The 22,362-nt window shown below is 70.9% G+C and carries 16 protein-coding genes; 4 read left to right on the forward strand and 12 right to left on the reverse strand.

Annotation, left to right across the window (positions count from 1 at the left end):
- Window positions 1–18: 18 nt before the first annotated feature.
- From eccCa to C6Y14_RS12540, 3 genes are read right to left on the reverse strand one after another with little or no spacing between them, the layout of a single operon-like run.
- Window positions 19–4,092 (reverse strand): type VII secretion protein EccCa, encoded by a 4,074-nt coding sequence (gene eccCa, locus C6Y14_RS12530; protein WP_107016677.1) that lies wholly within the window; start codon window positions 4,090–4,092, stop codon window positions 19–21.
- Window positions 4,092–4,565 (reverse strand): WXG100 family type VII secretion target, encoded by a 474-nt coding sequence (locus tag C6Y14_RS12535; RefSeq protein ID WP_107016678.1) that lies wholly within the window; start codon window positions 4,563–4,565, stop codon window positions 4,092–4,094. Before C6Y14_RS12535 ends, eccCa begins: the two co-directional genes overlap by 1 nt.
- Entirely contained in the window at window positions 4,558–5,037 is a 480-nt protein-coding gene (locus C6Y14_RS12540; RefSeq protein WP_107016679.1) for a WXG100 family type VII secretion target, read from the reverse strand. The genes C6Y14_RS12535 and C6Y14_RS12540 overlap by 8 nt, the downstream gene beginning before the upstream one ends.
- Window positions 5,038–5,182: 145 nt before the next feature.
- On the opposite strand from C6Y14_RS12540, the gene C6Y14_RS12545 reads away from it, so the two are divergent.
- Window positions 5,183–5,830, forward strand: coding sequence for a hypothetical protein (locus C6Y14_RS12545; RefSeq protein ID WP_107016680.1), 648 nt, complete (start codon window positions 5,183–5,185; stop codon window positions 5,828–5,830).
- Window positions 5,831–5,862: 32 nt separating this feature from the next.
- Here the strand turns inward: C6Y14_RS12545 and C6Y14_RS12550 are convergent, their stop codons facing one another.
- The 4 genes from C6Y14_RS12550 to C6Y14_RS12565 form a co-directional block, all read right to left on the reverse strand.
- The gene (locus tag C6Y14_RS12550) at window positions 5,863–8,562 is read right to left on the reverse strand and encodes a right-handed parallel beta-helix repeat-containing protein (protein ID WP_107016681.1); all 2,700 of its coding nucleotides are present in this window, start codon (window positions 8,560–8,562) and stop codon (window positions 5,863–5,865) included.
- A 34-nt stretch (window positions 8,563–8,596) separates the two neighbouring features.
- Window positions 8,597–9,952 (reverse strand): EsaB/YukD family protein, encoded by a 1,356-nt coding sequence (locus tag C6Y14_RS45495; RefSeq protein ID WP_107016682.1) that lies wholly within the window; start codon window positions 9,950–9,952, stop codon window positions 8,597–8,599.
- Between the two features lie 63 nt (window positions 9,953–10,015).
- Window positions 10,016–10,342 carry a YbaB/EbfC family nucleoid-associated protein gene (locus C6Y14_RS12560; protein WP_107016683.1) on the reverse strand — a complete coding sequence of 109 codons (327 nt, stop codon included), beginning with the start codon at window positions 10,340–10,342 and terminating at the stop codon, window positions 10,016–10,018.
- Between the two features lie 5 nt (window positions 10,343–10,347).
- The gene (locus C6Y14_RS12565; protein ID WP_159074227.1) at window positions 10,348–11,283 is read right to left on the reverse strand and encodes an RICIN domain-containing protein; all 936 of its coding nucleotides are present in this window, start codon (window positions 11,281–11,283) and stop codon (window positions 10,348–10,350) included.
- Window positions 11,284–11,453: 170 nt separating this feature from the next.
- Here C6Y14_RS12565 and C6Y14_RS12570 point away from each other — a divergent pair, with 170 nt between their 5' ends.
- On the forward strand, window positions 11,454–11,786 hold the full coding sequence (locus C6Y14_RS12570; RefSeq protein ID WP_159074228.1) for a WXG100 family type VII secretion target: 333 nt from the start codon (window positions 11,454–11,456) through the stop codon (window positions 11,784–11,786).
- Between the two features lie 28 nt (window positions 11,787–11,814).
- Entirely contained in the window at window positions 11,815–12,141 is a 327-nt protein-coding gene (locus tag C6Y14_RS44050; RefSeq protein WP_159074229.1) for a WXG100 family type VII secretion target, read from the forward strand.
- Window positions 12,142–13,189: 1,048 nt separating this feature from the next.
- Here the strand turns inward: C6Y14_RS44050 and C6Y14_RS44055 are convergent.
- Window positions 13,190–13,366 (reverse strand): hypothetical protein, encoded by a 177-nt coding sequence (locus tag C6Y14_RS44055; protein ID WP_159074230.1) that lies wholly within the window; start codon window positions 13,364–13,366, stop codon window positions 13,190–13,192.
- 954 nt (window positions 13,367–14,320) lie between these two features.
- Window positions 14,321–15,511 carry a magnesium and cobalt transport protein CorA gene (locus C6Y14_RS12580; RefSeq protein WP_107016686.1) on the reverse strand — a complete coding sequence of 397 codons (1,191 nt, stop codon included), beginning with the start codon at window positions 15,509–15,511 and terminating at the stop codon, window positions 14,321–14,323.
- Window positions 15,512–15,812: 301 nt separating this feature from the next.
- Here C6Y14_RS12580 and C6Y14_RS12585 point away from each other — a divergent pair, with 301 nt between their 5' ends.
- Complete coding sequence (locus tag C6Y14_RS12585; protein WP_107016687.1) at window positions 15,813–17,006, forward strand: winged helix DNA-binding domain-containing protein; 1,194 nt, start codon at window positions 15,813–15,815, stop codon at window positions 17,004–17,006.
- A gap of 126 nt (window positions 17,007–17,132) precedes the next feature.
- Here C6Y14_RS12585 and C6Y14_RS12590 read toward each other — a convergent pair whose 3' ends face one another.
- From C6Y14_RS12590 to C6Y14_RS12600, 3 genes are all read right to left on the reverse strand, one after another.
- On the reverse strand, window positions 17,133–17,924 hold the full coding sequence (locus C6Y14_RS12590) for a S1 family serine peptidase (RefSeq protein ID WP_107016688.1): 792 nt from the start codon (window positions 17,922–17,924) through the stop codon (window positions 17,133–17,135).
- Window positions 17,925–18,272: 348 nt separating this feature from the next.
- A complete protein-coding gene (locus tag C6Y14_RS12595; RefSeq protein WP_107016946.1) occupies window positions 18,273–21,146 on the reverse strand; it encodes a helix-turn-helix transcriptional regulator in 2,874 nt (957 codons plus the stop codon).
- Between the two features lie 154 nt (window positions 21,147–21,300).
- Window positions 21,301–22,272, reverse strand: coding sequence for a helix-turn-helix transcriptional regulator (locus C6Y14_RS12600; protein WP_404828774.1), 972 nt, complete (start codon window positions 22,270–22,272; stop codon window positions 21,301–21,303).
- Window positions 22,273–22,362 lie beyond the last annotated feature (90 nt).

Genomic DNA, 22,362 nt, shown 5'->3' on the forward strand with positions numbered 1-22,362 from the left:
GAGAGGGCAGTGGCGGTGTCAGGACGAGGGCGTCGCTTCGGCGTCCGCCGGGTCGTGGACGGTCTGGATGACTACGGCTCCGCCCTTGCGGGAGACGAGCGTGCCCCGACCGGGTGGCTGCCGCGCCGCCCGCTGATCGCCGAGGAGGACGCCCTCCCGGGGATCGCCGGACAGGATCAGCCCTCCGGTGCCCAGCTCCCGTAGCCGGCCCACGAACGGGTCGGACATCGCCGAGCGGGTCGCTCCGCCGGTCCGGCGGCCGAGCACCAGGTGGAAGCCGATGTCGGCGGCCTGGGCGAGAGAGTCGACCAGTGGAGCGAGCGGATTGCGACTGCCGAGGCCGGCCCCGGCCACCAGGTCGTAGTCGTCGACGACGAGGTAGAGCTCGGGCCCCGACCACCAGCTGCGCTCGCGCAGTTCACGGGCGCTGATCCCCGGCGGCGGCATCCGCTCGCGCAGCTTCTCCGCGAACTGCTCCAGGTAGGCCGTGGCTGCCTGCGACTCGCCGGCCTGCGCCCCGAGATACTCCTCGGGCACCGCTTCGAGGAGCCCCCTGCGGTAGTCGATCACGATGAAGCGGACGTCCCAGGAGGAGCGGCGCCGCACCATGCCGCGCATCCACATGCGCAGGAACTCGGTCTTCCCGGAACCGGCGTCGCCGAGTACCAGAAAGTGCGGGCCGTCCGTCTCCAGGTTCACCGCGGCAGGGCCGAGGTCGGTCTCGCGCAGGCCCACGGGCACGTCGGCGGCGGCCGGGGCGCCGCCGTCCGGGTGGCTTTGCTCGTAGGCGGCCGCCAGGTCGGCAGGGGTGACGAGTTCGCCGAGGACCCGCAGCGGTTCCGCCTCCGGCCCCCGCCAGCCGGACCACAGGTCGTTGACGAGCTCTTCCTGGGCCTTGGCGAGACCGTCGGCCGAAGCGAGACCGTCGGCCCGGGGCAGTGCCGCGTGGAAGGTCAGCCCGGGGGCGATGAGTCCGCGTCCGGGCAGGACGGCCTTGAGCGCGCGGGCGGCCGGCCGGGAGATCTCCGACTCCCCGGGTTCGTTGAGCCGCAGTTCGAGACGGCCGGTGATGTTGTCTCGCAGGTTGGCTCGGATCTCGTTCCACCGGTTGGCGCTGAGCAGCAGATGGACGCCGACGCCCAGACCACGGGTGGCGATCTCCACAAGGGTCTCCTCGGCCTCCTCTACGGCGCCGCGCAGCGCGCCCCAGTTGTCGACGACCAGGACGATGTCCGCGCCGTTGACACCGTCGGGCAGCGCACCCTCGGCACGCATCCGGCGGAAGTCGTCCGCTGTGTCGGCCTTGAGCTCACGGAACATCCGCTCGCGCTCCTCCACCTGTCCGCGGACCACCGACAGAGCCCGGCGTACCTGCGCCTCGTCGTGTCGGGACGCGACCCCGGACACGTGTGGCGCGCCCTCGACGCCGGAAAGGCTTCCGCCGCCGAAGTCGACGCAGACGAACTGGAGCTCTTCCGGGGTGTGCAGCAGCGCGGCGCTCAGTACGGCGCTACGCAGCAGGGTGCTCTTGCCGGACTGCGGCGCGCCCACCACGGCGATGTGTCCGTGGGCGCCGGCCAGGTCCAGGTGGAGGACCCGCTGTTCCTGCTGGGCGGGCAGGTCGACGACGCCGAGCGGGATGTTGAGGCCGCCGCCCTGCGGCCACACCTCGGAGCGCAGGCCGCGCTCGGTGTCGGTGGTGAGCGGGCCCAGGACCGAGTCCAGTTCCACAGCGGAGGGCAGCGGGGGCAGCCACACCTGGTGGACCGGGTCGCCGTAGGACATCATCCGGTCCACGGCGACCTGCATCTCCGAGCGGCGGCCCGCCTCGGGCGGCGCGACGGGGGCGGGCGTCTCGGCGGCCTCGTCCTCGTCGGAGCGGGCGTCGCGGGCCGTACGGAAGCCGAAGGGGATGGGGGCGACCTCCACGGGCCGGGCCGTACGGACCTCGGACCCGTCGTGGTGGGTTCCCGACACGTGGGCGACCCGGAAGCGTTCGTACACCGACTCGTCGACCTTGAGGTAGGCGGAGCCGGGGATCGACGGCAGCCGGTAGGCGTCGGTCGTGCCGATCACCGCGCGGCTCTCCGCGGCGCTGAATGTCCGCAGGCAGATCCGGTACGACAGGTGTGACTCCAGGCCGCGCAGCCTGCCCTCGTCCAGGCGCTGGGTGGCGAGCAACAGGTGCATGCCGAGACTGCGTCCCACGCGGCCGATCTGGACGAACAGCTCGATGAAGTCCGGGCGCTGGGAGAGGAGTTCACCGAACTCGTCCACCATGATCATGAGGTAGGGCATGGGGTCGAGGGGGCGGCCTTCGGTGTCCGTCGCGCCCTGGGCCTGGAGGATCTGGTACTCGCGGACGGAGTCCACGTTGCCCGCGGCGCGCAGCATCTGCTGGCGGCGCGTCTGTTCGCCCTGGAGTGCTGCGCGGACGCGGTCCACCAGCGCCAGATCGTCTGAGAGGTTGGTGATCAGACCGGCGACGTGGGGCAGTTCGGTGACACCGGCGAAGGTGGCGCCACCCTTGAAGTCGACCAGGACGAAGCTCAGGTGCTCGGGGGAGTGGGTCAGCGTGAGTCCGGTCACCAGGGTGCGCAGGAGTTCGCTCTTGCCGGAGCCCGTCGCGCCGACCACGAGGCCGTGCGGGCCGACGCCGCCGAGTGCGGACTCCTTGAGGTCGAGCAGCAGTTGCTCACCGTCGCCCGTGACGCCGACCGGCAGGCGCAGCAGCGCCTCGTCGTCGGGCGCGCGCCACAGCGAGGGCGGTTCCACCTCCTCCAGGCGCTGGAGGCCGAGCATGTCGGGCAGCGAGACCGTGCGGGAGAGCACCTGTTCGCGCTCCCCGGCAAGGCGCAGCGGTGCCAGGGCCCGCGCCGTCTGCTCACCCAGGCCCGACGGACAGACGTCCGCCGTCGCGTCGGTCACAGCACTGGTGAGAGCCGGTACGCGGCTCTCCAGGGTGAGCGAGCCGTTCGCGCCGACCCTGGCCCGCACGTCGACCCGCCCCGGCTCCTCACTCTCCTTGGTGACGGTGCAGACGACGTGCAGGCCGGTCGCCGGACCCGCCTCGGTCAGCAGGTCCGTGACGAGGGGCAGACCCGCCCACGGCGCGTCGGGCCTGAAGCCGTCCAGGACGACGACGAGGTGGCGCTCCGCTTTGGTCTCGCGGCGCAGGATGTTGGCGGCGTTCTCGGCCCGCTCTACGCGAGCCCGTTCGATCCGGGCGGTCAGGACGTCCTCGATGCCTTCGATGTCCTGTGCCAGGACCGGCCGGCCGGCGAGGGAGTCCGCGTGCCGGATGTGCGGCAGCCACTTCGCCCAGGACCAAGGGGCGTGCTCGGAGGTCAGCGCGATGACCTGGACGTCGTCCGGCGCGTGCAGGACGCCGAGTTGCAGCAGGAGGGCGCCGACGAGCGGTCCTGTACGGTCGGCGGGCCCGTGCACGCTGAGCACGCCTGTCGCCGCGAGGTCGACCCAGGCGGGTTCGTGCCCCACGTGGGCGTGGTCGCGCAGGAGCCGGTCCGCGGCGCGCTGCGACTGCGTCTCGAACTCCGCGGTCGGGTCACTCCGCTTGCCGGAGGCCAGCCGCATCGCGGGCACGCCCAGGCCCCGGCCGAGCCGGAGCCGGAGGAAGTCCTCGTCGGACGGCCGACGCTCCCACACCCGGCGCCGCCCGGTGGCCAGGGCCCACAGCCGGCGCGGGCTGGGGTGGAGGAAGGCGCTCACAGCGCGCTGCGCCGCGGCGGAGGCGCGGGCCTGGGCCCGGATGTCGGTCAGGTACTCGACGTACCGGTCGCGCTGGCGCAGCCGGGCGATCCGGGTCGACTTCCTGGACTGCGTCCGCACCAGAGCGGTCACGACGACCGACACGACCACGAACCCGATCCCGAGGAGGATCATCCAGGGGCGGCCGAAGGTGACCATGTACGCGGCCATGCTTACGCTGCTGAGCAGCGGCAGCAGCATGTAGAGCCAGCCGGCGGCCTGTGCCTCCTGAGGCTTCTGGGGCGGGGCGGGCAGAGCGACATGCTGCTCGGGCACCGAAGGCGGGAAGGTCCGCGCCGGACGGTGGAAGGCGATCTTGCTCATCAGTTGTTGAAGTCCTCCACGACGGCGGAATCTTCGGGGTCGAGGCCCTCCGGCACATCCGCGGGGGCCGAGGTGGGTGTCGTCGGGGCTGAGCCGCCGTTCGGATTGTTGGCGCCGCCCGGCAGGTTGTCGGCGAAGTCCCGGAACAGCTTCTCCAGAGAGACCTCGGTCTGGCTGAACGCGGCGGCCACGACGTGCACCGTGCCCGCCATGACGTTGAGGACGCCGTCCTCGGGATGTTCCTTGCTGCCGAAGAGATCCCGCATCACGGCGTTCCAACGGTCCATGAATTTCTTCGCCTCCTGCGCGGAGGCTCCCACCCAGCTCAGCTGCAGGTGAAAGGCGGTGTCGGCGATGGCCTCCAGGTGCTCGACCATCTGTTCCGCACGGGTCAGCAGCGCCTTGCCCACCTCATCGACCAGCCGGGGATCGACGGACAGGACCGATGTGTCGTAGTCGGGGCTGTCAGGCATCCGGCTCTCCCTGACCCGTCGCGCGGTCCCTGAGCCCCGCGGGCTGCGGGTCCACCGGACCGTCCTGCACAGGAGCGGCGGGCAGCGAGGCGGGCGGACGGTCGCTGAGCGCGTACTGCTTGTGTTTCGGGTTCGGGCCGCCCGAACCACCGCTGCCGCCACCGCTGTTGTGGAAGTTCGCCTTCTCGGCGTCCAGGTAGGTGTCGTAGGAGACCTGCATGCGCCGGACCATCTCCTCCAGGAGAGCGTGGAGATCGGCCGAGGCGCGGTCGAACCACCGCATGACCGGTTCGCTGCTGGCTTCCGCCGGGCTGCGCCATACGTCGGGCAACGAGGCGAACCGGGAACGGATCTGCTCCAGGTCCCCCTCGATGTTCCCGGAGATGCCCCTGACCTTCCTGGTGGCCTCCCCGAGCCTGCCGAGCGCCACCTCGAACTCACCTCGGCTCATCTTGCGCGTGCCGTCAGCCATTGCCGCCCACTCCATTTCGGTCCCGGAGTCGCACACATGTGTTCGCGTCCGGGTTACACACATGGTTACATGCTTCGAAGGGTGTTCCGTCGCGACATGTGTGAAGGCGGGTCCGGACACCGAGTTCACGAGAAGGAGCGAGACCGTGGCCGATCGCCAGGGATCCAAGTACGACCCCCACCCGCTCACCGGGGACAGCCAGGAAGGCGATGGCAGCCCTGACCCGGACGCCGGCAAGGACCTGATGTATCTCATGCCGTCCGTCACGGTCGCATGGGATGCGCCGCCGTCCTTCAACCTGCCGCCCAAGTCCGACCAGCCCGGGGGCGGGGCCTCCTCCGAAGTGGCGGACACCGGGCCGCTCTTCATGGACGCGGGCAGTGTGCGCGCGGCCGAATCGACCATGCTCGGTCTGCTCCGCACCGCCACCTTCGAGTACGAGATGCTGCGCATGGCGACCGCCGCCGTGCGGACGGATGACTTCTTCGGTCCCGCGGAGCGGCCACAGCCCGTCGCCGCGATCAACTCGGGCACCCCGGGCAACAGCAGCGGCGCCGCTCCTCTGGCGGACGGTGAGACCGACCCGGAAGGGACCGACGCGGTCGCCGAGATGGGCCGGCAGTTCGGCGAGACCATCAAGCCCGCCATGGAGAAGGCGCTGTGGCAGATGGCCAACTCCCTGACGCTGGCGGGGCAGTACCTCGCCGTGGTCAACCGGGCCGGCCAGATGTACGCGCAGGTCGACCGAAAGGCCACGTTCCCCGAACCGCCGTCCGGGTCGGTCACGACGTGACCGGTGCGACCCGGCCGCGCGCACATGCCGGGTCATGAGCGCAACGCCTCCTCCGGCAGATCCTCGGGCAGGACGAGGGTGAGGTCCTCGGCGCTGGGGGAAGCGAGGTCCGCCACCCGCTGGGCGTGCAGCTCCGTCATCCGCTGGAACATCTGCCGGGCGGTGCGGCCGTTGCCGAACCGTTCAGTGCGTACCATCGCGTCGAAGCAGGCGCTCAGACCGGTGACGGTGTCCTCCCGCAGGCGGTACTCGTGCTGCCGCGCCTGGTGTTGGACGATGCGGACCAGGTCCGCGGACGAGTAGTCGTCGAAGCTGAGGGTCCGGGTGAAGCGGGACGCGAGGCCCGGGTTGGAGCCGAGGAAGCGGTCCATGTCGTCCGGGTAGCCGGCGACGATGACGACGACGTCGTCCCGGTGGTCCTCCATGAGTTTGACCAGCGTGGCCACCGCTTCCTGCCCGAAGTCGGACCCCTGTCCCGTCGGCACCAGAGAGTAGGCCTCGTCGATGAAGAGCACGCCGCCCAGGGCCCGACGGAAGACGGCGGTCGTCTTCGGCGCGGTGTGGCCCACGTACTCGCCGACGAGCGCCGCCCGGTCCGCCTCGACGAGCCGGCCGTGAGCCAGCATGCCCAGCGCGGCCAGGATGCGGCCGTAGAGGCGGGCCACGGTCGTCTTGCCGGTGCCGGGATTGCCGGCGAACACCAGGTGGCGGCTGAGCGGTGGAGGCTGCAGTCCAGCTTCCTGACGCTGTTTCACCATGCGCATCACCTTGGCCAGGGAGGCGACCTCCTGTTTGACGCGCTCCAGGCCCACAAGGCGGTCCAATTCGGCCAGCAGCGCGGACAGCGACTCCGCGGTGTCGGAGCCCTCCGGCGGCATGCTGTCCGCGGCGGAGGCGGCCGGCCCGCCGGGGAGCGCCCGTCCCGCCGCGACAGTGCCAGTGGGCAGCGTGGTGTCGGCGACGTTCTTGGTGCGACAGTCCTCGAAGACGGGCTCGCTGTCCGCGTGCGCCGACCAGTCCTCCGGAGTGTCGTGCACCAGCAGGTTGCGGAAGACCGGGGTGGCCTTTGCCCCTGTGTACAGGGCGGAATACCCGGTGTCGGTGACCGTGCAGTCGGCGAACACCCCGGCCGCCCCGTCGTGCACGTAGACACCGTTCTTGGCCGTGCCGCCGATCCGGGTGGCGAACACCTTGGGTCGCGCGCCGCTCCACACCACGAGACCGCTGCCCCGGACGGAGCCGATGGTGGTGGTGTCGACCCAGCCCTCGCTGTCCTGCTCGAAGAAGACACCCGAGGTCCCGCACTCCTCGACGACGCAACCGGTCAGGGTCGCGCCGGTATCCGGACCGATCTCCACCCCGGCAGCCCGGACCGAGCGGATCTCGCAGGTGTCGAGCAGCGGGCGATGCCGCGTGCGCAGCCGGACGCCGGTGGCGCAGGTGGCGACCGTACAGCGGCGGAGCACGGCGTCTCCGTCCTCGACGTCGAGACCGGACAGGGCGATCCGCTCGATGCGCGTGGACAGCGCCGTCAGATGGGCGCCGCTCTCCACCCGGACACCGTGCTGCTCACTGTCGAGCACGGCGCAGTTCCGTAGCTCGGCGAGGCCGCCGTCCTGGAGGTGCACCGCACTGTAGGCGGTGGCGGACAGCTCGCAATCGGTGAGCACGGTGCGGGAACTTCCAGTGCCGTACAGGCCGTTGGCGCCGGTCCGGGTGAAGACACTGCCACTCGCGCTGACCTGCGCACCGTCCCCGACAGCCAGCGCTGTGCCCGGCAGGTCGACGGCTCTGACCCGGTCGAGGGCGAGGACGGCGCTGTCCATGACGTGCAGGGCGGCGGCCCCGGTCTCCGTGAGGTGGCAGTCGCTCAGCCGCGCCTCGGCCTCCCCCGCCAGGTACACGCCCTCGCGGCCGGTGCGCAGGATCTCGCACCGTTCGAGCCGGATCGGGTGGTCGGCGCGGCCGGCGGCCGAACCGCCCTCCTCCGCGGGTGCGGCGGGGGAGGCCTCCGCGGCCGGATCGGTGGTCCGGGCGCGGGCATTGACGTACAGACCGTGGGTGCCCGCGCCGTGCAACCGGCAGCCTCGCAGCAGCAACCGGGCCGGGCCGGCGACCCGCACGGCCTCCTCGCCGCACTCGCCCAGGAAACAGTCCTCGGCCGTGACCGCCGACGTGCCCGACGCCAACAGCGCGCAGCCCGCCGCCCCGGAGACACGCGTGGCGCGCAGCTCCGCCCGCGCCCCGTCGTCGACCCGCACTCCGTGCCCGCCGACCGGTCCGAGCGTGCCGCCGGTGAGCTGGGCCACGGCGGTGCCGGTGACCCGGACGCCGTCGCCGGGCGCGTCCCGAATGACGCAGTCGTGCAGGGTGGCCCGCGCGTCGTGGCCGATCTCGACCGACCCGGCTGTCACGGTGCACGCCTCGATCCGGGCGTCGCCGCCACGGACCAGCAGCGCGGGGCCGCCGCCCTGCCCGGCGAGATCGAGGTCGCGCAGGATGGGTGCCCCGCCGCTGATGGTCACCGCGGCCCCCCGGGCAGGCGCGATCCGTACGGTGCCGGGCCCTTTGGCGGCCGTCAGTGTCACCTCGCGGTCGAGTACCAGGGACTCCTGGTAGACACCGGGCTGCAGCGACACCACCGTGCCGTCGGCGGCGGCGCGCACCGCGGCGGCGATCGTCCGGTGCGTGCCCCAGCCGCGGTCGGCCACCCGCACGACGGTGTGCCTCACGGCCGGCCCCGTACGGTGCCCGACGCCGCGCCGGTCACAAGCCCGCGCCCAGATCGAGCAGGTCGCCGAAGAGACCGAAGACACCCAGGGCGAGAGGGACGCTGACGACGGAGAGGAACAGGCCGAGGGAGCTCATCCACCCCGGCCGCTCACGGACGCTGTCGGGGCTGCCGAACACCCGGGCCAGGCCCAGGCCCAGGACCGCCAGGGCCACCACGACCAGCGCCGCGGGCCCCGCCCAATACGGAACGCCGAAGGAAACCGGGGCGAGTGCCAGGCACCCGGCCAGGCCACTCACGCCCGCCGCCACCTGGGGCAGGACGGCGCCGAGGGCGTTGAGCAACCCGGCGCGCAGGAGCAGCGCCAGACCGGCACAGGCGCTGAGCGTCACGGCCCACACATCGTCCGTGACGGCGAGCAGCAGCAGCGCCGGGATCAGGACGAGGGAGTACAGGACGACGACACCGGTCAGCAACCGGCGTGCACGCCGGGCCAGTTCGGTCACCTCCACGTCCGGCCCGGCCTGGCCGTTGCCGGCCGCTGCCTGCCCACCCGCCAGGGCGACGAGGTGGCCGGTCGCGGTCGGCGCCACGGCGAGGAGGCCGAGGAGCAGGACGACGACGACGGCCGCGCTCTGCGTCAGGTCCGCGCCGGCCAGGCCGAGGCCCACCACGGTGGGCAGGAAGAGGCAGGACAGGGCTAGAACGGCCAGAGGCAGCAGGCGCGGCACCGCGAGGCGGGCGACGGCGGAGCCCAGGACCAGGCCCATGCCGCAAGCCACGAGCGCCGTGGAGAGGTGTTCACGTGCGGCGGGCACCGAGAGCGCTGCCGTCGAGTAGAGCGGCACCGCTGAAAGCGCCATGGCCAGACGTACGCCGGTCGGCAGGGACCACTGCCGACGGGTGGCGTGCGCGGCTAGGAGGGCGAGACAGGAACCAGCCAGCAACGCGCCTATACCGCCTGCCGGTTGAGCCGGGGGGTGGGCGACCAGCACGGCGAAACCGACGGTCAGTGCTGCGGCCGCGCCCAGCAGCAGGGTGTGGGCCCGGGAGACAGCGTCCCAGACCAGGCCAGACCGGTTGACCTCGTCGACCTGTTCCTCCAGGTCACTGATCTCGGCCTCGTCGAACTCCCCCGCAGCGGCGTCCTGAAGGTAGAGCGTTGCGCCGTCCACGACGCCCGACTCCGCGAGTGTCGCCTCCGGCGGGAAGGGCCTGGCACCCGGCAGGGCCAGGGACCAGACCGGCGGGAACGTGTCGTCGGTGGTCTCCTGGCCGCAGGCGCGCAGCAGGGCCGGCGTGTACTCGGCGATCGTCGCGTGCACCGGCACCGACAGGTCAGCCCTGCGCCGTGTCCCCACGATCGTGACGTGACAGCGGTCGTCTTCCACTGGTGTTTCCTTCTGGTCGACTCGTAGTGGACCGTGGGCTAGGACGGCGGCGGGCGCCGTCTCCTACAGGTGTTCCGTCAGTCCGGTGAACCGGGATCGCAGGGCGGCTGCAGCCGCCCCGTGCGCGTCCCGTACCGCGGTCAGGACGTGCTCTGCGAGGGCCTCGGTGCGCTCGGGGTCGGCGGCTACCGGTGAGATCTCCAAGTGGTGCAGCTGGCCGGTAGCACCCACCGTCGCCCTGACCAGACCGCCGGAGGCGACACCGGTGAAGTCCTCGTCCTGCGAACCCTGTTGAGCGGCGATGATTGCCTGGGTGAGCTGCCCGGCCTGCTCCAGGAGCGCTTCGAGGTCCGGCGTCCCGTGCTCGCTTTGTCCGTGCGTACCGCTCATGGCTGTCAGCCCAGGCCCCACTTCTGGTTCGACGTCCCGGCGCAGCTGTACAGCTGGAGGCGGGTGCCGTCGGCGGTCCTCTTGTCGCGGACATCCACGCACTTGCCCACGGGGGTGTTCACGAGGTCGTGGGCCTTGTTCAGGGTGAACTTCTGTGACGCCCCGCCCGTGCAGGAGGCCAGGACGATGGAGGTGCCGTCGGCCGTCGAACCACCGGCGACCTGCATGCACTTGCCCAGCGTCCGGACGGTGCCGTCGGAGTAGAACGTCCACTTCTGCCAGCTGTCGTTCGAGCAGGTCCAGATCTGCAGCGGGGTCCCGCTCGCGCTGTTGCCGTCCAGCACGTCGATGCACCGGCTCGATGCGAAACTGACGATGCGGCCGTTCTTCCCCGGAGTGGCCTTCGCGGACGTGGCTCTTGGATGGCCCGTGCCTGCCGTCTCGCTCCCGTCCTGCTTCGCGTCGGAGGCGCTCGTGCCGCCCGACTTGTCTTTGCCGGTATCGGTATCGGCGTCCGCAGCGCTTCCGCCGTCAGCCGCGTCAGCCGCTTCAGCACCCTTCGCGGCATCCTCGCCCGCAGGCCGAGGGGCGCTCCCTCCGCCGGACGTCACGGATTTCGTGCCGTGCCCCTGCTCCGTTGCCCCCTGATCCTTGGCGCGCGCGGCGTCGGCCTGGGTTCTGGTGTCCTTCGCGCCGTCGTGCGCCGACGCGCTGGGCTGCCCGGCGGCGCTCGCCGCACCGGATTTGTCGCCCATCGTGGACATCATGCCGATGCCGACAGCGCCAGCCGCGACGAGGACGACCACGGCTACCACGACGAACAGCCGCGAGAACACATGCGGCCGGTCCCGTTCACCTGCCCTGCGGGCGCTCGTGGCGAAACTGCCGGCGAAGCCGGGCAACCCCGGACCGCGCACTTTTCTGGTCTCTGGATCCCCCATGACGGATTCCCTTCGCGATGCCCACATGTTTCAACACAGGTATGCAATCCTAGCCGTACACACACACCTGACTTACCCATCACATGTGACAGTCAGGTATCTTTGCTGGGCCGTGCCAGGCAACACATCAGGTGTGCCAGAGGCACACCTTCGACGGAAGGTATCTCGCTGTGTCCGAAACCCGGGACGGAGTCGTCTACGAGCTCCTTCCGTCCGATCTCAACGACGCGGCCCGTTCGTGCTCCACCACGGCGCAGTCCGTCGCTGAGCGACTGGACGCCCTCCGGAAGTACGTCGTGAGCCTGGAGGACTTCTGGCGGGGCCCCGCCGCGACGCAGTTCGGGGTCCTGATGGCCGACTACGACGCGAACGCCGCCAAGCTCCACCAGGCGCTCACCGGGATCTCCGAGGGCCTGAGCGGTACGCACGCCAACTACATCGACGCGGAGACGGCGGCCACGCACAACGTCTCCAGGATCCAGCTCCCGCCGCCCCGGTGGTAGCGAGTGACCGACGAGCGGGAGAGACAACATGCCTGACTTTGAAACAGCCTCGTTGCGGGTACACGGCAACCTGCAGGACGCCGGACATGTGATCAACGAAACGGTCCGGCTCCTCGACGAGGAATTGGAGAATCTGCGGACGAAGCTGCAACCGCTGATCCAGACCTGGGCCGCACAGTCGGCGGACGAGTACCAGCTCCACATGCACCACTGGGACCAGGCTGCGGTCGCGCTCTACGGCGACGAGGCGCAGGGCGGGGTGCTCGGCACGATCGCCGGGATGATGCGGGTCAACTGGACCAACTACGCGGACGCAGAAGCGGCGAACCTGAAGACGTGGACCTCGGGCGCCTGAAGATACTTCCTCCCCTGGGCCTCGCACCCCATCTGGGCGGGCCCAGGGCGGACGCCCTGACACTCCCGGTTCACGTACTGTTGAACGTCTGATCCTGTCATTCGTATCTGGTCCCGGCCCAGGTTCCGCGCCAATTGGGGTCGAGTCTCGTGATCGCGGACGAGGCGTCGGTGGTGCGGTGACCGGTGTCCACCTAGGCTTTGGTGAGGTGCGGGCGGGTGGTGGCGACGTGGGCCGGCCGAGTTGGGCCGAGATTGGCATTCCAGCATGCAGTGGTCGAGTACGGCGCGGATAGGTAATGTCGCCAGATGCATAACGGTCGAGACCACACCCACGCGGCGAGGGGCCTCATGAGAGACGAAGGGAAATACGCCTACGCGACAGGCCCCTTTGGGCGAGAGAGCTGCACCCACAATTCTGAGCGGGGCGCTTGACCCGTACGCGCTGCCCCTTCATATGTAACCGTGCGAATTCCTTGCTCACGCCGTAGGTGGACGCCACCTGTTGGTTGGCCGCCGTCGAAGGCCATGCTTTCGGCGGCGGCTGAACGGCACCAGAAACTCGCCGGTGATGGCCGAGCTCGTGGGCGACGCCCGAACGTGCAGGTCATCGTGGATGCGGAGCACCGACTTGTGAGCGCGGCAGCGCGACCGGTTTCAGAGGCCATCGCCGCGAACGCCCACGCCCGGCGCGCCCCGGGCCTTGCCTCGGGCACTGCCAGGACGTGACCGTTCGCGGCGATGGCGCGTAGCTCAACTCCCACCGCACGGTGCGTACCCGGATGGAGCAGGTGATCGGACGGATAAAGAATTACAAGATCCTCCACGACTGCAGGCATTGCGGCGATAGCCTCCATCTTGAGGCCCGGGCCGTCGCCCACATGCACAACCATGTCCCCGGATCATGACCAGGGGACTGTGGTCGCAGGCCCTGACCCGTCCGAACACGGCCTTGTGCCAAACCCATTAGTCGGACCTCACCTTGACGGAATCGGTTCTCGACTGGACTGCACCGACCGGCTGGTCCTCACCGGCAGGGTGGGTTCTTGTCAGACGTAGTGCCGCCACCACAGGTTGTAAGCCAGTCCACGGTCCCCCAGAGCACAGTAGAAGTATTCGTTGCCGCCACCGGCCTCATTGCCGTACGTCTGCTTGTTGCGGCTCTGCTGCTCGTTGCGGCACTGCTGGTACGGCGTCAGGGACGGGGTCCCGTAGTAGTCACTCACGAAAGTGTTCTGAAGGCTTGCAGCCGAAGCACTACCCGTGCCTGAGGTCAGGAGACCGACAGCCGAAACCACTGTCAGTAGAATTTCCGCGGCCGCTCTTGTTATGCGCTTGGTCATGCGTTCAGTCAAGCAGGCTGCATGAAGGCGTACAACGCCTGTCGTCTGAAACGAAATTCTCTGGGAAAAGGTTCAGATGTTCTCTTTCATGACTCCTATCAAAGGAGCTCGTGCACGACAAGCGGTGAGCCATCGAGGGGGGACGGTTGCTCTTGGTCGGTTGGTGGGGGAACGGAATGTGTGGAGTGATCATCAGTTGATGTAGGCGATGGCGCGGCACAGGGGGAGGGAGTGAGGCGTCCTTGCGGTCCTGCGCGGCGGGATCGGTACGGGCCGAGTGAGGGAAGGCTGTCAGAACGCTGGCGGCCAGCATGTGAACGGCGGCCGAGACGATACCTGGCAGGCTGGTGGAGTGTGCAGCCACCGCGCCCGACACCACTGGACTGGACAGATCGACGGCGGACGGGTGGACAAGCACGTGAAGCTGGCTCCTGACGGACTGATGATCTTGGTCGTGAACCCGTCTGCCGGGAGCTTTCTTCATACCCACCGCCGAGGCGCCAGCCCAACCGCCCGTCAGGTCGGAAAGGGTTCTCTGGGGTTGTCGCCGTCTGTAACCGCGCCGCAGGGTTGTGGGCTCGGCAGAGGGTGCGGCGCGCGGGGCGCCGGACGGACTCGATGTCCTGGGCGCAGGGCGTGGGCTGTCTTTCGTTTCTCCCCGGATTCTCCCCAGCGTTGTGCGGCGCCCAAAAGGACTGGTCAGGGGCCCGCTGCAGGCAGGGTGAGGAGACCACCCACATCACTTCTCCCCAACGACTCCCCAGAGCCCGTTATGGCTCTGATATCGGGAGGTGTGAGAGCAAACCGAACGAAGGACCTGAGGGGACACTGCCTGGCCTAGAGCCAGTCGCGGCGCTTGAAAATCACGTACAGACTGGCGCAAACAACCCCCATCAGGCCGATCGCGAAGGGATATCCAAGGGTCCAGCCAAGCTCGGGCATGTGCTCAAAGTTCATGCCGTAGATAGTTCCCACGAGTGTGGGAGCAAAGAGAATGGCGGCCCACGACGAGATCTTCTTGATCTCCTCGTTCTGTTCGAAGCCCGCCTCCGCCAACGCCCGCATCTCCGCGTTCTGTTGCTGGGTGACCAGGGTGGCGTTGACCGTGAGGATGTCCGTGAGGGCCTGGCGGAAGCCGTCCACGCGCTCGCTGGTGTGGGTGACGTGGTCGGCGACGTCGCGCAGGTAGCGCTGGAGTTCGTCGTCGGTGCCGTACTTGGCGAAGCCCGCCATCAGACCGTGCAGCATGCCGACGAGCGGGCGGGTGGCGCGCTGGAACTCGACCATCTCGCGGGAGAGTTCGTAGATGCGGCGCGATACCCAGGGGTCGCCGCCGAAGACCTCGGTCTCGATCTCGTCGATGTCGTTCTGGACGCCGGAGACGACCGGCGCGTAACCGTCCACGACCGCGTCGAGGATGGCGTACAGCACCGCCTCGGGGCCGAGGCTCAGCAGCTCCGGGGTCTCCTCCATGCGGCGTCGTACGGCGGACAGGTCGGGGGCGGCGCCGTGCCGGACCGTGATGAGGAAGTCGGGGCCGAGGAACACGTGCAGCTCGCCGAAGTCGACCTCCTCGGACGCGTCGAGGTAGCGGGCCGCGCGCAGGACGACGAAGAGCGTGTCGCCGTACCGTTCCAGCTTCGGCCGCTGATGGGCCTCCATCGCGTCCTCGACGGCGAGCGGATGCAGGTCGAACTCGGCCGCCAGGGACAGGATCTCCTCCTCCGTGGGACGGGCGAGACCGATCCACGCCATGCCGTCCGGCTGCTCGCGCAGCTCACGGAAGGTCTCCGCGAGGGTGGCGGGGGTCGCGACCCGCACACCGTCGCGGTAGAGCGCCGCCTGTACGACGCTGCCGGCTTCCACGGAGTCCGTCCTCGCGTCTGCCGCGGCGGGGGCGGGTGCCGGAGGGTCCGCGGGGGCTTCGGTGGCCGCAGCCGCGGCGCGTCGCCACATCGGCTTCCGGGAGACCCGGTTGGTCTTGTCCGCCCGGTCGGCGGGTGCGGGGCGGGCTCGGCGCTCCGGCATCGCGGCTGCCTCCGTGTCAGACATGTCGCACGCTTGTTCGTGCGCTTGGGTCGTCGTGCGCTTGGATCGTCGTAGGTCTGGGTCGCGTCGTACGTCTTGAATGTCGTACGCCTGGATTGTCGTGCGTCCGGCTCGGTGTCCGGCTCGGTGTCCGGTGTGTCGGGTGGCCGGGCGGCCGTTCTCGGTGGGCGTCCTTCGGTCGTCCTGGCGATCACGGGCAGGATATACGGGTCACATGGCCGGAGCGGCTCGGCGCAATGGCGGACAGAAGGTGTCCGCAGGGCCCGGTAGCGTGCCGCACATGACGAAGACCTCGACCGCTCCCGTGCTGAGCGTCCGCGAGCTGAACCGTGCGACTCTCGCACGGCAGTTGCTCCTGAGCCGGGCCACCCTGTCCGCGAAGGACGCCGTCGACCACCTCGTCGGTCTCCAGGCGCAGAACGTGAAGCCCCCGTACCACGCGCTCGCCGCCCGCCTGGAGGGCTTCGCCCCGCAGGAGCTCTCGGCGGCCATGGAGGCGCGGGAGGTCGTCCGCATCGTCACCATGCGGTCCACCATCCACACCCACACCGCGGACGACTGTCTGACGCTGCGTCCGCTCGTACAGGCAGCCCGGGAAAGGGAGTTGTACGGTTTTCGCGCAGGGCTCGCCGGAGTGGACCTCGACCGGCTCGCCGCGATCAGCCGGGAGTTGGTCGAGGCCGAGCCGCGCACGATGAAGCAGCTGCGCGAGGCGCTGCTCGTCGAGTGGCCGGACGCCGACCCCGCGGCCCTCGCGATCGCCGCCCGCTGCCGGCTGCCGCTCGTCCAGGTCACCCCGCGCGGGCTGTGGGGGCGCAGCGGCCAGGTCGCGCTCACCACCGCCGAGCACTGGCTCGGCAGGCCGTCCGCACCGGCTCCCGCGCCCGACGCCACCGTCCTGCGCTATCTCGCCGCCTTCGGGCCCGCCTCCGTCAAGGACATGCAGACCTGGGCCGGTCTGACCCGGCTGCGCGAGGCCTTCGAACGGCTGAGGCCGCAGCTGGTCACCTTCGCCGACGAGCACGGCGTCGAGCTCTTCGACCTGCCGGACGCGCCCCGCCCGGACGCGGACACCCCGGCGCCCGCGCGGCTGCTGCCCGAGTTCGACAACCTGCTCCTCTCGCACGCGGACCGCTCCCGGGTGGTGTCCGCCGGCTACAAGGGCCGTACCTGGCGGGGCAATCAGGCCTACCCGACGCTGCTCGTCGACGGGTTCCTGGCGGGCGTGTGGCGGCTGGAGGAAGCCGGCGGCCGGGCCGTCCTCACCGTCGAGCCCTTCGGCACGCTCACGGACCGGCAGCGCGTCGAGGTTATGGAGGAGGCGGAGCGGATGCTGAGTGTGCTGACCGGGCCGGCCGAGCCGCAGCTGGAGCCCGGGTCCTCGTCATCACCTTCGCCCTCGCCCTCGCCCTCGCCCTCGCCTTCGGCCCCGGCCTCGTACGACATTCGGTTCGGGACCGTTGTACGAGGCTGACGGGCGGATGCCCGGGGAGTGCCGGGCATGTGGAAAGGGGGCGTTGCGGGCCGCTCGTGGAGGCCCGCAACGCCCCCTGGCTCTACCTGAGTTGACCTCAGGGAGTACTCGGGGTGGTTTCCTCGGCTAGGAGTTGACCTGCGCGGTCACCAGGCTGGAGAACGTCGTCAGACGGGTGTAGACGCCCGGGTAGCCGGCGTCCGCGCAGCCGTAGCCCCACGAGGTGATGCCGGCGAGCTTGCCGCCGATGATCAGCGGGCCGCCGCTGTCGCCCTGGCAGGTGTCCACGCCGCCGGAGGTGTAGCCCGCGCAGACCATGTCGGAGGAGATGTACGAGGAGCCGTACGCCGAGGAGCAGGTCGAGTTGGACACGGTCGGGACCGTGGCCGTGCGCAGCTGGTTGGAGGACGAACCGCCCGAACTGGTGGTGCCCCAGCCGAGGATGCGGGCCGTGGTGCCGGCTGTGTACAGGCTGGTCTCGGAGGCGGAGACGTAGCTGATCGGCGTGTACGGCATCGACGTCGACAGGGTCAGGACGGCGACGTCGTCACCCTCCTCGGCGTCCGTGTAGCTCGGGTTGATCCATATCTTGCTGACCTGGGCGACGGTGCCGTTGGTGCCGTTGCGATAGGTACGGCCGCCGACCACGCGGATGCCGCTCGGGGTCTCACCGACCATGCAGTGGGCCGCGGTGACGACCTTGGTGGCCGACACGAGGGTGCCGCCGCAGAACTGGCTCTGCGAGGCGGTGGTGATCTGCATGACGTACGGGTACGCGGCGGCCGTGGTCGTCGTGCCGCCGACGATGGGGGCGGGGGCGGCACTTGCGGTGGTCGCGCCGAGAAGACAGGTGGTCGCGGCGGCGGCGACGGCCGCGGTGACGGCGGCGGCCTTCTTGGCAAAGGTGAGCCCGAACATGGATCTCCTCAGGAGTGCCGGTGGGGGGTGCACTGTGGGGTGGTGCGACGGCCTGTGGGGTGGGTCCACGGTAGGAGTGGGGCGGGGGCGTTCCCAATGAGGGAACTCCCTCGGGCGGTCACCGAGGGATAACCCTCGGTCACGTTCGCCCGGACGGGCGTTGAGTGTCGGGTGCGGCCCGGTGGGGGCTGGTAGCGCAGTTCCCCGCGCCCCTGGAAGCCAAAGACTGCGTCGTTCCCCGCGCCCCTGAAGGGCGAAAGATTGCGCCGTTCCCCGCGCCCCTAAAGGGCGAAAGACTGCGCCGTTCCCCGCGCCCCTGAAAAGGGGCGCGGGGAACGGCGCAATCTCTCAGGGGCGCTGCCCCGCCGCCAAGCGCACGATGTCCACCCGGGAGCGGATGCCCAGTTTCCGGTAGACGCGGGTCAGCGTCGCCTCGACCGTCTTCACGCTGATGAACAGCCGCGCCGCGATCTCCCGGTTCGTGGCGCCCTCCAGGACCAGCGCCGCGACCTGACGCTCCGTCGACGCCAGCCGGTCGAGATGCGGCAGCACCGACTCGGGCGCGGCCGGAGCGGAGACACCGGGGGAGGCCGCGGCGGGCGGGGAACCGGGCGCGGAGCCGGCCGCGGCGACCGCGTCCAGTTGCCGCAACCACGGCATGGCCCGGCAGCGCCGGAACAGCCGCGCCGCCTCGTCGTACGAGCCCCGACCCGACTGCTCCGCGCGCAGCCGCGCCAGCGCGAACGCGGCCCGGGCCTCTTCGAGTCCGTAGCCGAGCTGCGCCAGCCGGTCCTGCGCCGACATCAACTGCTGGGCTGCCGCCTCGTGTCGACCGGTCGCGGCCTTCACCAGGGCCTCGGCCCGGTCCAGTACGGCCAGTACGCTCGCCCGCCGCAGCCGTACCGCGTGCTCGCGCGTGGCGGTGATGACGTCCTGCGCCTCCGCCGGCTCGCCGACCAGGACCAGCGCCTCGGCGAGGTCACCGTGCCAGCGGCCCCGTGCCGGATCGGAGATGCCGAGCCGCTGCTCCAGCTCCCGGGCCCGGCGCAGCGAGCGGACCGTGCCGGCCGCGTCCCCGGCCACCAGCTGGGCGTGCCCGAGCGCGCCGAGGGCCCGTGAGAGGTAGATCAGGTCGCCGTCGTCCTCGGCCCGCCGTACCGCGTCCCCGGCGAGTACCAGCGCCCGGTGCACATCGCCGCCCGCGGCCTCGGCGAGCGAGGTGAACATGTTGCCCGCGGCCTCGCCGATGCCGGTGTCCCGGGCGAGCCGCAGACTCTCGTGGGCGAGGTCGAGCGCCCGACCGCAGTGTCCGGAACGCAGTTCGGTCTCCGCGAGCCCGCGCAGGAAGTGCACCTCGCTCTCGACGATGCCGCGCCTGCGCACCTCGCCGAGCAGCCGGGTGATCGAGACCCGGGCGTCCGTGAGCTGGTCGCTCATGATCAGCCAGCGGAAACGGGTGGCGCCGGCGCCGTTGTGGTCGACGGCCACCCGCAGGTCCTGCGGTTCCGCGAGGGCCTTCTCCAGGGTCACCGGGGCCGCGGGATGCCCCATCAGGGTCTCCATCTGGGCCTGGAAGGACAGGGCCAGCAGCTCGGTGCTCCGGTCGCCCGCGGTGGCCGCCAGCCGCGCCGCGCGGGCGGCCTCCTCGCGACCCTTGTCCATCGCGCCCTCCACGAGGAGCGCCCGCCAGGCCAGTTGGTAGCGGACCAGCGCCAGCAGCCGCGGGTCCTCGCCCGCGTCCGCGAGGGCCTGCGGGAACACGGCCTCGACGTCGGCCATGGCCTGCCCGGCCGAGTCGATCACGACCATCCAGGCGCGTACCCGCACGGCCGGGTCCGTCGCGCGTTCCAGGACGTCGCGGGCCACCTCGCGGGCCAGGTCGATCTCGCCGGAGGTCAGCGCGTCCTCGGCGGACCGCAGCCGCCGCTCGTCGGCGCCGATCCGGCTGCCGGCCGGGGTGTGCCGGGCGGCGAGCAGTCCGAGCTGGGCCGCCACCGAGGGCGCGCCGCGGTCCCGGGCCAGGGCCGCCGCCTCGGAGAGCCGTTCGGCGACCTGCTCGTCGGTGCCGGTGGTGGCCAGCGCGAGATGCCGGGCCCGCTCGATCGGCTCGGAGGCGGCCGTGGACAGGGCGGCGTGGGCGGCCCGCCGTTCCTGGGGTGTCGCCTGGGCGTACAGCGCGGCCGAGACGAGGGGGTGCGCGAACCGCACGGCGCCCTCCTGGCCGTCCGGACCGTGACCGTCGGGACCCTGGGCCGCCACCAGCCCGAGGGAGGCGGCCAGCGCGATCTCGGCCTCCGCGTCCGGACGGCCCGCGGACTGCAGCAGCGACTGGGTGGGGCGGGCTCCGGCGCTCGCCACCAGGAGGGTCTGCCGCGCTTCGGCGGACAGCAGTTCCAGACGGCTGAGTACGAGGGCGCGCAGCGAGGTCGGTACGGGCAGCGGCTCGCCGGGCCGGGGCGGCGTGGGGCTCTCGGCGAGGGCGCGGCCCAGTTCCAGCGCGAACAGGGGGTTGCCGCCGCTGGTGTGGTGGATGTCCCGCAGGGTCGAACGGCGCAGCCCGCCGTATCCGCCGGCGGTCAGCAGCTCGGAGACCTGCGGCCGGGACAGCGGGGGCAGCCGCAGCGCCAGCGTCTCCGGCGGATACGCGCGTAGATACGGGTCGTGCTCCTGCTCTTTCGGTTCCGTTCCGGTACGCACCGCGCCGAGCATCCGCACCGGCATCCCGCCGAGGCGCCGGGCGGCGAACGCGAGCAGCTCGGCGCTGGGCGCGTCCAGCCACTGCAGATCGTCGGCGACGAGGAGGACGGGCCCCCTGGCCGCCAGCGCGCGCAGCACCGAGAGGACGGCGAGCCGCAGCGCCAGGCCGTCCTGGTGCAGGGACGATTCCGCGCGCCCGGTGAGCGCCGCTTCGAGCGCGGCCTGCTGCGGCGCGGGCAGCGCGTCCGCGACCTCGTCGGCGACCAGGCCGAGCAGATCGACCAGGGCCAGGAACGGAAGATGCGATTCGGACTCGGTGGCGGAGCAACGCAACACAGTCCGGGCTGATTCGGCATATTCCGCAGTGATTGCCCGCAGGACGGTCGACTTTCCTATTCCGGGCGGACCGTGCAAGAGGAGGCTGCCGCCTCGGGAGAGCTGGCCACGTGCTCGTACGAGCAGCTCCTCCCGCCCGATGACCTGGCCGGAACGGGGTCTGACAGGCTCTTCGAAATCCCGTCGCACGCGCACCGCTCCCCTCAAGTCGTGTCCGGAACAATATTATGCAAAGAGCCCCTGAATTTCGGGGGGTTCCACCGTGAGGGAAATAACAGAGATTCGGTATACGGGATTTCATGGCACCCGCACATGTATGAAACACGCGGAGTGGTACGGACCTTCACGGCAGCAGCCCCGCCCGCCGCGCCGCCACCACGGCCTCCAGCCGCGTATGGGCACCCAGCTTGCGCATCGCCGACCGCAGATACGCCTTCACCGTCTCCGCGCGCAGCCCGAGCCGCTCCCCGGCCCCCGCGTTGGTCCTGCCGACCGCCACACAGCTCAGAACGTCGAGCTCACGCGGGGTGAGCCGGATCTGCCCCGCAGGGTGCACCGATCCCGCCGACCGGAGCGATCCCGTCGGCTGCACCGACCCCGCAGGCTGGACCGCCCCCACCGCCCCCAGCGCCCCCGACGACCCCGCCGGTCCGGCCGTCCGTGCCGGTCCCGGTGAGCCCACCAGCGTCTCGCAGACCGAGAGCAGCTCCGCCCGCAGCACCGGGTCCATGACGCGCGGGGCCAGCGCACGCAGCGCACCGTGCGCCTCCCGGAGCCGCTCCCGGACCGCGCCTTCCGCCCCCGCGTGCCTCTCCGGCCCCTCGTGCGCCCCCGGCTCCCGCGCCGCCGCCAGCAGGCCGTACGCCTCGTCCCGTACGGCCAGTGACTGCTCCACGTCCCGGGCCGCCGCCACCGCCGCGGACAGTGTGCGGTCGCCCAGGGGCTGGGCCGAGCGCAGGGCGCCGTACAGGACACCGCGCACCCGGCGGCGTACGACGACCGGGACCGCGAGGACGGAGCGCAGCCCCTCCGCGGCGACCGCGACGTCGTACTCGTGACTGATCCGCCGGGACGAGGAGTAGTCCGTCACGGCGCACGGCCGGACGAGAGCCACCGCCTTGCCGCCCAGCCCGTTGCCCGAGGACACCGCGAGCGCGCTGAGCGCGGCCGTCGTCGTACCGTTCAGCTCGCTGATACGGACCTGCGCGCGGCCCGGTTCGACCAGCCCGCCGAAGGCGACGGCAAGCCCCGTCTCCCGCCGCAGCCGCATCAGCGCGCCGCGCATCTCCACCGCATCGCCGCCGCCAGTCGCCACGTACTCGTCCCTTCACCGTCACGCACCCCCCGTCCGGGGGTAGTGAGATCCGCATCACGGATTACACGATGGGGGAGAGCCACCCGGCAA

Origin of the sequence: Streptomyces dioscori (assembly GCF_003024195.1) — a bacterium.
GTDB lineage: Bacteria > Actinomycetota > Actinomycetes > Streptomycetales > Streptomycetaceae > Streptomyces > Streptomyces dioscori.